Consider the following 8,746-nt stretch of genomic DNA (forward strand, 5'->3'; position numbering starts at 1 on the left):
ATACTGTAAACCAAAGACTCTTTACATTTACTTCTTTATTTTTAAATAAAACTTAATTATTATTATAACAAGAAATACACTTCTAATTGTGTCACAAAAATGACTATTTGTGAATGTCGATAAAGTGTCACAAATAACTTTGTATAAATGTAGTCAATGACCTTAAATTGATATATCATTGTATTATATGGAAAATTTAGGAGGGAAATTATGAACAAAGAACAAACTTTGTCGCATAATTCTAGTCGTGTAACGTTTAAAGAGTTACAACAAATTATTAAGATGGGACTAGTACAGGGCAATTTAATTCCAGCGTTTGCCGGTTCATGGCTTGCAATTGTGTTGGCAAATCATTCCTTCCTCTCGTCAATACCACAGATTTTAATGATGTTGGTAGGTTCGACATTAATTATGGGGGGCGCATGCGCTTTAAATAATTACTATGATCAAGATATTGACAGTATCATGCCAAGTAAACAGCAAAGACCTTCAGTTAATGGGAAAATTTCAAATAGAAATTTATTATTACTTAGTTTTGGAATGATGCTCGTAGGGGAAGCATTATTATTTGCTTTAAATATACCATCCGGTGTAATTGGATTGTTAGGTATCGTTGGCTATGTGTCATTTTATTCAATTTGGTCTAAACGTCATACAGTTTGGAATACAGTAATTGGGAGTTTTCCTGGTGCTGTACCACCGTTAATAGGTTGGACAGCTATCGAGAGTAATATTAGTATAATTGCTGTAGCGCTATTCTTAGTAATATTTTGTTGGCAACCAGTACATTTTTATGCATTGGCAATAAAACGTAAAGATGAATATAGCTTGGCAAATATTCCGATGTTACCTTCTGTTAAAGGTTTCAAACGCACGAGAGTGAGTATGTTTATATGGCTAATATTGTTATTACCATTGCCATTATTATTGAGTGATCTTGGTACAACGTTTATGGTATTAGCTACGTTATTAAACTTAGGCTGGTTATATTTAGGTTTAACTAGTTTTAAAAAAGATTCAGATCAAACAAAATGGGCAACAAAAATGTTTATTTATTCTTTAAACTATTTAGTAGTTTTCTTCGTACTCGTTGTTGTTGTTTCATTAATTAAAATGTTCTAATAAATATTAATAAGGATGGAATTTATGAATTTACCAATCTTACCTACAATTAGCACAACATGTATAGTGATAAGCGCAATCCTTATTGCAATCGGATGGCGTAAAATATGGAAAAGAGAAATCGAAAGTCATAAAAAATTTATGTTGCTTGCTGCCGTATTTGCGCTAACGTTTTTTATTATTTATGCTTCGAGAACGATATTTATTGGTAATACTGCTTTTGGCGGTCCAGAATCAATTAAGATTTATTATACAATATTCTTAATTTTTCATATCAATTTAGCTACCATTGGTGGGTTATTGGGACTTTTCCAAATTATCACTGCGTTCAAAGACAAGTTTAAACTTCACAGATTTGTAGGACCAATTGCATCAATTGTTTGGTTTTGTACTGCTATCACAGGCGTGATGGTTTATGTACTACTCTATGTATTATATCCAGGCGGAGAAACGACATCATTATTGAAAGCAACTTTCGGTTTTATAAATATACTTAGCTAAGGATGCGAGAGACTAATCTAGCTAAAATATTGATTATATCTAAAAATAACCTGCGACACTTTTGTGTCGCAGGTTATTTTTATTTAAAGGTTACAGATACATTTGGATTTATTTTATATTAATAAAAATGTGAAAATATGAATTAAGTGTAGAAGCATCTTAACCTAAGATAAATATCTATTTAAGTGTTTTGCTGTAACAGAAGCAGTGTTTGTTAATAGACCATCCGGTTTCCCTTGATATAGTAATTTGCCACCTTTATTTCCAGCATATGGACCAATATCTATAATCCAATCCGCATGCGTCATCATTGTTAAATTATGTTCAATGATTATCACAGTGTTCCCTTGCTCAATTAAATTATCAAAACTAGCTAAAATAATTGGTATATCATCTTCATGTAAACCAGTGGTAGGCTCATCAAATACAAAGATATGGCCGCTTACAGTGTGTGTTAAATACTTGCTGAGTTTAACACGTTGTATTTCACCACCAGAAAGTGTATCAAGTGTTTGACCTAAACTCATATAATTTAAGCCAGTTGCCTTCAATGATTGTAAAGGTTCTGCAATAGACCTATTTGTATGGAAGAAATCTAACGCTTCATCCACCGTTAAGTTTAATATATCTGCTATTGAATAGCCTGCAATCGTTGCACTTAATACTTCAGGTTTATATCTTTTACCTCCACATACATTACAAATTTGAGTGAAGTCTGGCATAAACGCAAGCTCAGTTTTTAACACGCCTTTGCCATGACACTCAGGACAAGCGCCTTCAGAGTTGTAACTGAATAATGATTTCTTTAAGCCTGTATGATTACTGAAATAGTTACGAACGTCTTCAAATATATCAAGATATGTTAATAAATGAGAACGACTTGAAGCGTGCACCGGTTTTTGATCAATAATAATAGCATCAGTATTATTTTTTAAGCCCCCGTGTATAAGTGTGCTCTTGCCAGAGCCAGCTACACCGGTTACCACAGTCATTGCATGTTTAGGAATACGCGCTGAAATATCCTTTAAATTGTTTTGCGTCATATGGTTTAAGTTAATAAACGCATGAGTTGGTCTTACTTTTGATTTTAATTTGTGTTTTTTCTTTAGTGCTTGTCCAGTACTAGAATTTGATGATAACAGACTAGAATAACTACCAGTGAAAATAATTTCACCGCCATTTTTTCCGGCATAAGGTCCTAAATCTATGATGTGATCAGCGATTTTGATAACGTCAGGGTCATGCTCTACAACTAGAACTGTGTTACCTTTGTTTTTAAGCGATTGAATAATTTCATTTATTTTTTGAATATCCTCAGGATGTAGCCCGACACTCGGTTCATCAATGATATAAACTAGGTCACTTAAAGGACTATTTAGATGTCTGATAAGTTTAATACGTTGAGACTCTCCACCTGACAGGGTCTTCGTTTCACGATCCAAAGTAAGATAGTTAAGACCGATATAACTAAGAGATTCTAATTGCTTTAGCAAAGGGTTAATTATAAATTGTGCTTTACTAGATTCTAGTTTTTTTATGAAATGCATCGCATCATCAATAGATAAGTGTGTGAAATCAGCAATATCTAAGCCGTTAATTTTAGATTTTAATACATTTTGATTTAATCTCTTGCCATCACATGTCGGACATTTTTGTGACGTCACAACTCTTTCAATATCATTTTTGAATTTATTTTTTTCGAAATTATCATTTAATAAAAATGAACGTCTGAATCGATGAATCAGCCCTTCGAATTTTGCAGTTTTTGGCCAGTTTTCAGGAGGATTTTTCAATTTGGTAGGTTTCGTGTATAACAAAGTATCCAATTCTTCTTTAGTATAATGCTTTAATTTCTTGTCATTATCAAATAAACCTGAATATAAATAACGTTTACCACGCCAACTATCCGGTCTGAAAGAAGGGAAACGGATTGCATCTTCATTTAAAGATTTTTCAAAATCTAATAACTCTTCTAAGTTTAATATCTTCTATGTATCCAAGGCCAGAGCATGTTTCGCACATACCTTTTGGGTTATTAAAAGAAAAGATATCAGAATATCCTACAAAAGGTGTACCGATACGTGACCATAATAAACGGACTGAAGCATATATATCAGAAATTGTACCTACAGTTGAACGTGAATTTCCCCCTAATCTTTTTTGATTGATAATCATAGCTACGGGTAAGTGTTCTATTAAGTCTACGTTTGGTTTACTATATTGTTTTAATTGGTTTTGTATATATGTAGAATATGTTTCGTTAAGTAAACGTTCAGATTCGGCAGCAATTGTATTGAAGACTAATGATGACTTACCTGAACCAGAACGACCAGTGAATACAGAAATTTTATGTTTTGGTATATCTACGGAAATATCTTTCAAATTATTTTGTTTCGCACCGTGAATACGAATGATTGACATTTTTGTCACCCCTTTATTTATTTTATACCCAAAATTTTATTGTCTATTAAGTCGTGTTAAGATAATCTATGATGAAAATGTAAAGGGATGATTACAAATCAATAAATTTGAGGACATGCCTTGCTTGTATCTGTTATAAACATGTACAATAAACCAAAGAATAATGTAGGTGGATGAGCGATGAAGAAACTGATAATTAAAGTTATTGGTGTATTAGTATTGATTTGTTTTATAATTTATTTATTTTACTCACCGCGTTTGAAATTCGATGTTTTAGAAAATCCTAATAAAGATACGTCAAAAACAACACAAAATAAAGATTTTCGAAACACAAAAACAAATGTTGAAAATCCAAAGCTTAAAAAAGGTGTGGGTACTTGGATTGGACAAGATTTACATAATTTAACTGAAAATTATGGACAAGCTGATAGAGTGTATGCATATAAAGGTGGTTTTAAAAACTACGTCTTTAAACAAAAAGATCAATATTATCTTGTAACAACTAAAAAAAATAAGATTAAATCTGTGTATGCCACTGGTAAAAATGCTAACGCTAATCCGGTAGAAATTGGTGACAATGCATCTCATGTTTTCGAAAAGTACAGTATCAATCCGGAACCGACGATTAAAGCTAATGGCAAAACGTATGAAATAGAACTTTCTGATTCAGATATGAAAACACAGACATTAATTAAATTTAATGATGTTTATGCACAAATATATATTGATCAACAAGCTAACGAAATCGTAGGTGTAAGATATTTAGATAGTGAAGCATTAATGGCATTTAAACCTTATCAAATGATAACTGCACAAGAAGATAAAAAGGTGAAAAATAATTATAAAAAAATACCATATGAACAGAATGCAAATCAATTGATGACACTTTATGAAATAACTAATGAAATGCGTAAATTAAAAGATGCAAAACCTTTAAAAATCAACAATGACGTAGCTCATATCGCATCATACAATTTATACGAAGCTATTGATACTGACAGTGTAGAATTCACAGAAGATGCATTAAAACAAAAGCTGAATGAACAAAATATTTCTTTTGTTTCCACTAGTCAAAATGTGGGTTATGATTTTAACGAAGTACCAACTTTAATCCACAGTTGGTTAAACTCTGATATTCATAGATCAAGGATGTTAAATTCTAAATACAATGAAGTTGGCGGCGAAGTGTCAAACGGATATTATACAATTATTTTCATTGAAGATAAGTAGGAGAGATTATTATGATAACAGAAGAAACGGTGAATATTCTTGATGATATTGAGCATTTAAGTGATAAAATACTTGATTCACGATTATATCATTCATTTAAAAAAGCAGAACAAAATTTACAAGAAAACGATGAAGCACATTTACTCTATCAAGCCTTTTTAAAATCAAAAGAACAATATGATGAAATCATGAGATTTGGTAAATATCATCCAGATTACCAAAAAGTGATGTTAGAAACACGTAAACGTAAACGTGCTTATGAAATGCTACCTGTAGTTATGGATTACAAACAAAAAGAGGTTGCATTACAAAACTTAATAGATGAGGTTATCGTGAAAATAGCTTATGCTGTATCTGAAAATGTAAAGATAGAAACTGGCAATCCATTTTTCCAAAAAGATGCAAGTGGTTGTGCTACAGGTGGTTCTTGTAGCTGTTCTTTATAGCAAATCAACGCTGTAGTGTTAATTCATATAAAAGCTGGGCACTTGTAGTGACCCAGCTTTTGTATAATTATTTATTTCGATAGGTGTTTTTAAAACGTTCTGCTAAATCAGGTCTATCAGTGACTAACGTATGCACCCCAGTTTTAACTAAATCATTCATTAAATCTAAATTGTTAATGCCATAAAAGCCTGGAACGATGTTACGTTCATTTAACCACTGAATAAATCTAGGAGAAGTCAATTTAATACCATTAAAATTCACTGGCATTTGAAATGTATGTGCTTGTGGTTTAAACGTGTTACCTAAACCTGATTTGAATTTTAAGAAGCCTTCTGCCACTTCATTTTGGCTTGCGCCAATCGCTATTGTATGGTTGCTTTCTTTTTTGAACAAATTAATTTGATCGCTTTGAAAACTAGTAACTAAAACTCGATTTTGCGCGTGGTTTTTAACAATGATATCGTAAATTATTTTAGGTGCTAATTTACCTAGATTACTTTGTGAATCATCTTTAAGATCAACATTTATCAGTGTGTTAGGATATAATGTTAATAATTCATCAAAAGTCAGTATTTTAGCGTCAGGATGATTACGATAAGGTGTTGAGCCGTTTAAATCCTTGAAATGATAACCTGCGTCTAGTTGTTTTAATTCAGTTAAAGTATGTGTTGCTACTTTTCCAGAGCCATTTGTTGTACGATCAACATCTGCATCATGAAAAACCACTAATTGTTGATCTTTAGTCAATCTCACGTCAATTTCGAATCCGTCTACGTGATGTGATAAAGCATTGTCAAATGCGAGTTTTGTTAGCTCAGGTTTTACTGCCATACCACCACGATGTGCGAAAATGTACGGTGCAGGCTTAGAGAAAAAAGCTGGAACTTCTTGGTTCGTAGGTTTAGCTTTATATTTAGAAAAGAAAATAACACTACCTACTAAACCAACCGTACCTAAAAATGCACCTTTTATTAATTTGTTTATTGTTGTCATGCGCAAATCCTCCTTGATTTGAGTATATACAGTAATATAGCAAATGTTAGCTATTGTTCAAAATAATTGTTATTTATTAATAGAATTAGGCATGATATTATAAAGTGGCTAATAAATGGAGTGATGATAGTATGAATATTGTATCTAGAACAAGTTTAGTTATATATTTAAAACATATGAAACACGAACGCCAAATTAGAAAATTTGGACATATAGTCAGTACGAATAAGTTACAACGTTATGTTATTATGTATATAAATGAAGAAGAGGCTGACGCTATTGTAAACAAACTGATGAACTTAAAATATGTAAAACATATAGCAGGTTCTCCTTATAAATATCTTAAAAAAGAGTATCCAAAAGAACAACATGAATTTTCGTGATTGTATTAAATTTAAATATTTTTTATTAACAAACAAAGTCACATTAGCTTTAAATATAACTACGTGACTTTGTTTTATTTAAGACTATTGTAATGGTGGTATCCATCGTTGAAGTCTCAATACACTGATTAAATAATTGAAATAAATACTGTTGGAATGAAAATGCTCGGGTGGTTGCACATCAATTTCTTTCACATCAATGTTGAAGCGTGCTGCTTGTTCATTAATTAAATTGAATTTTTTATTCGAATGCGGATACGGATATTTAACTGCATTTACCATAATATACATCGCCTGAAAATGTTGACCTTGAGTAGGTTTCATAATAATAGCCACTGAAGATAATTGTTTATCAAAAGTAGGGGTGTGGAAGTAAACGATATGCTCGATTCGTGCGTGATTGTATTCAATGAGCGTTGTAAATTCAAATAAGTCTGTAAGGCCCTCGCCCAATTGTATAAAGGCTTGTTTCATTTTGCCCCTCCTTTCATGCAGTATGTATTATATAAAAATAACTTAAAGAATGGAAGTGTTTCTCAATGAGAGTGATTTCTGGAATCCATAAAAGTAAACCACTAGAAAGTATGGAAGGTCGTAACACTCGGCCTACGATGGACAAAGTTAAGGAAGGAATTTTTAACAGTCTACACGAAGTATCAGGCATTGGGTTAGATTTATTTGCCGGAAGTGGTGCCTTGGGTATTGAAGCATTGTCTCGAGGAATGGAAAAAGTGATTTTTGTAGATCAAAATTTCAAAGCAATAAAAATTATCAAAGCGAACCTTCAACATTTAAACATTGATGAACAAGCGGAAGTTTATAAAAATAATGCAGATAGAGCACTTAAAGCACTTTCAAAAAGAGAAATACAATTTGATGTTATATTTTTAGACCCACCTTATGATAAGGGATTAATTGATGAAGCGTTAGACGGAATTATAAAGTTTAATTTATTAAAAGAAAATGGTATTATCGTTTGTGAGTTCAATCATAAAGAAGAGATTGATACAAAATCATTTCATGTGATTAAAAGATATCACTATGGATTAACAGACACTTTGTTATTAGAAAAAGGAGATTAAAATGTCTACAACTAAAGCAGTGATTCCAGGAAGTTTTGATCCAATTACATATGGTCATATTGACATCATTGATAGGAGTGCCGATCGCTTTGATGAATTGCACATTTGTGTTTTGAAAAATAACAACAAGTCGGGCACTTTTTCAGTCGATGAGCGCATTGAGTTAATAGAAGCATCTGTAAAACACCTTGATAATGTTACAGTACATCATTTTAATGGATTACTTGTAGATTTTTGTGATGAAATTGGTGCGCAAACAATTATTAGAGGTTTGAGAGCTGTAAGCGATTTTGAATATGAATTGAGATTGACTTCAATGAACAAAAAGTTAAATAGTAATGTAGAAACGATGTACATGATGACAAGTACAAATTATTCCTTTATTAGTTCCAGTGTAGTGAAAGAAGTGGCTGCATATAAGGCTAATGTATCCGATTTTGTACCAGAACATGTTGAAAAAGCATTGAATGAAAAGTTTAAGAAATGATAAAGAACCACTTCCCAACTTGTTGGGTTAGTGGTTCTTATGCATGAGCAGAAGCTCAGGTAATCCAAAATACACTTCCC

The 8,746-nt window shown here is 31.9% G+C and carries 9 protein-coding genes and 1 pseudogene; 7 read left to right on the forward strand and 3 right to left on the reverse strand.

What is annotated here, in order from left to right; all coding sequences use genetic code 11:
• Nucleotides 1–210: 210 nt before the first annotated feature.
• Both cyoE and KA833_RS05170 read left to right on the forward strand, forming a co-directional pair.
• A complete protein-coding gene (cyoE, locus tag KA833_RS05165) occupies nt 211–1,122 on the forward strand; it encodes a heme o synthase (protein WP_046207854.1) in 912 nt (303 codons plus the stop codon).
• A gap of 24 nt (nt 1,123–1,146) precedes the next feature.
• Complete coding sequence (locus KA833_RS05170; RefSeq protein ID WP_046207853.1) at nt 1,147–1,623, forward strand: DUF420 domain-containing protein; 477 nt, start codon at nt 1,147–1,149, stop codon at nt 1,621–1,623.
• 164 nt (nt 1,624–1,787) lie between these two features.
• Here KA833_RS05170 and KA833_RS05175 read toward each other — a convergent pair.
• Nucleotides 1,788–4,044: pseudogene (locus KA833_RS05175) on the reverse strand (ATP-binding cassette domain-containing protein).
• A 180-nt stretch (nt 4,045–4,224) separates the two neighbouring features.
• On the opposite strand from KA833_RS05175, the gene KA833_RS05180 reads away from it, so the two are divergent.
• Entirely contained in the window at nt 4,225–5,274 is a 1,050-nt protein-coding gene (locus tag KA833_RS05180) for a CAP-associated domain-containing protein (protein ID WP_046207851.1), read from the forward strand.
• 11 nt (nt 5,275–5,285) lie between these two features.
• The gene (locus KA833_RS05185) at nt 5,286–5,720 is read left to right on the forward strand and encodes a YlbF/YmcA family competence regulator (RefSeq protein ID WP_046207850.1); all 435 of its coding nucleotides are present in this window, start codon (nt 5,286–5,288) and stop codon (nt 5,718–5,720) included.
• Between the two features lie 67 nt (nt 5,721–5,787).
• Here the strand turns inward: KA833_RS05185 and KA833_RS05190 are convergent, their stop codons facing one another.
• Nucleotides 5,788–6,714, reverse strand: coding sequence for a glycerophosphodiester phosphodiesterase family protein (locus KA833_RS05190; RefSeq protein ID WP_046207849.1), 927 nt, complete (start codon nt 6,712–6,714; stop codon nt 5,788–5,790).
• Between the two features lie 131 nt (nt 6,715–6,845).
• Between KA833_RS05190 and KA833_RS05195 the strand changes: the two genes are divergently transcribed.
• A complete protein-coding gene (locus KA833_RS05195) occupies nt 6,846–7,097 on the forward strand; it encodes a YlbG family protein (protein WP_046207848.1) in 252 nt (83 codons plus the stop codon).
• A gap of 84 nt (nt 7,098–7,181) precedes the next feature.
• Here the strand turns inward: KA833_RS05195 and KA833_RS05200 are convergent, their stop codons facing one another.
• Nucleotides 7,182–7,571, reverse strand: a complete 390-nt coding sequence (locus KA833_RS05200) for a DUF7147 family protein (RefSeq protein ID WP_046207847.1) — start codon at nt 7,569–7,571, stop codon at nt 7,182–7,184.
• A 65-nt stretch (nt 7,572–7,636) separates the two neighbouring features.
• Between KA833_RS05200 and rsmD the strand changes: the two genes are divergently transcribed.
• Both rsmD and coaD read left to right on the forward strand, forming a co-directional pair.
• Nucleotides 7,637–8,179, forward strand: coding sequence for a 16S rRNA (guanine(966)-N(2))-methyltransferase RsmD (gene rsmD / locus KA833_RS05205; protein WP_046207846.1), 543 nt, complete (start codon nt 7,637–7,639; stop codon nt 8,177–8,179).
• Nucleotide 8,180: 1 nt separating this feature from the next.
• On the forward strand, nt 8,181–8,666 hold the full coding sequence (coaD, locus tag KA833_RS05210) for a pantetheine-phosphate adenylyltransferase (RefSeq protein WP_019469279.1): 486 nt from the start codon (nt 8,181–8,183) through the stop codon (nt 8,664–8,666).
• Nucleotides 8,667–8,746: the final 80 nt, after the last annotated feature.

The organism is Staphylococcus sp. GDY8P67P (assembly GCF_017892545.1).
Taxonomy (GTDB): domain Bacteria; phylum Bacillota; class Bacilli; order Staphylococcales; family Staphylococcaceae; genus Staphylococcus; species Staphylococcus ureilyticus.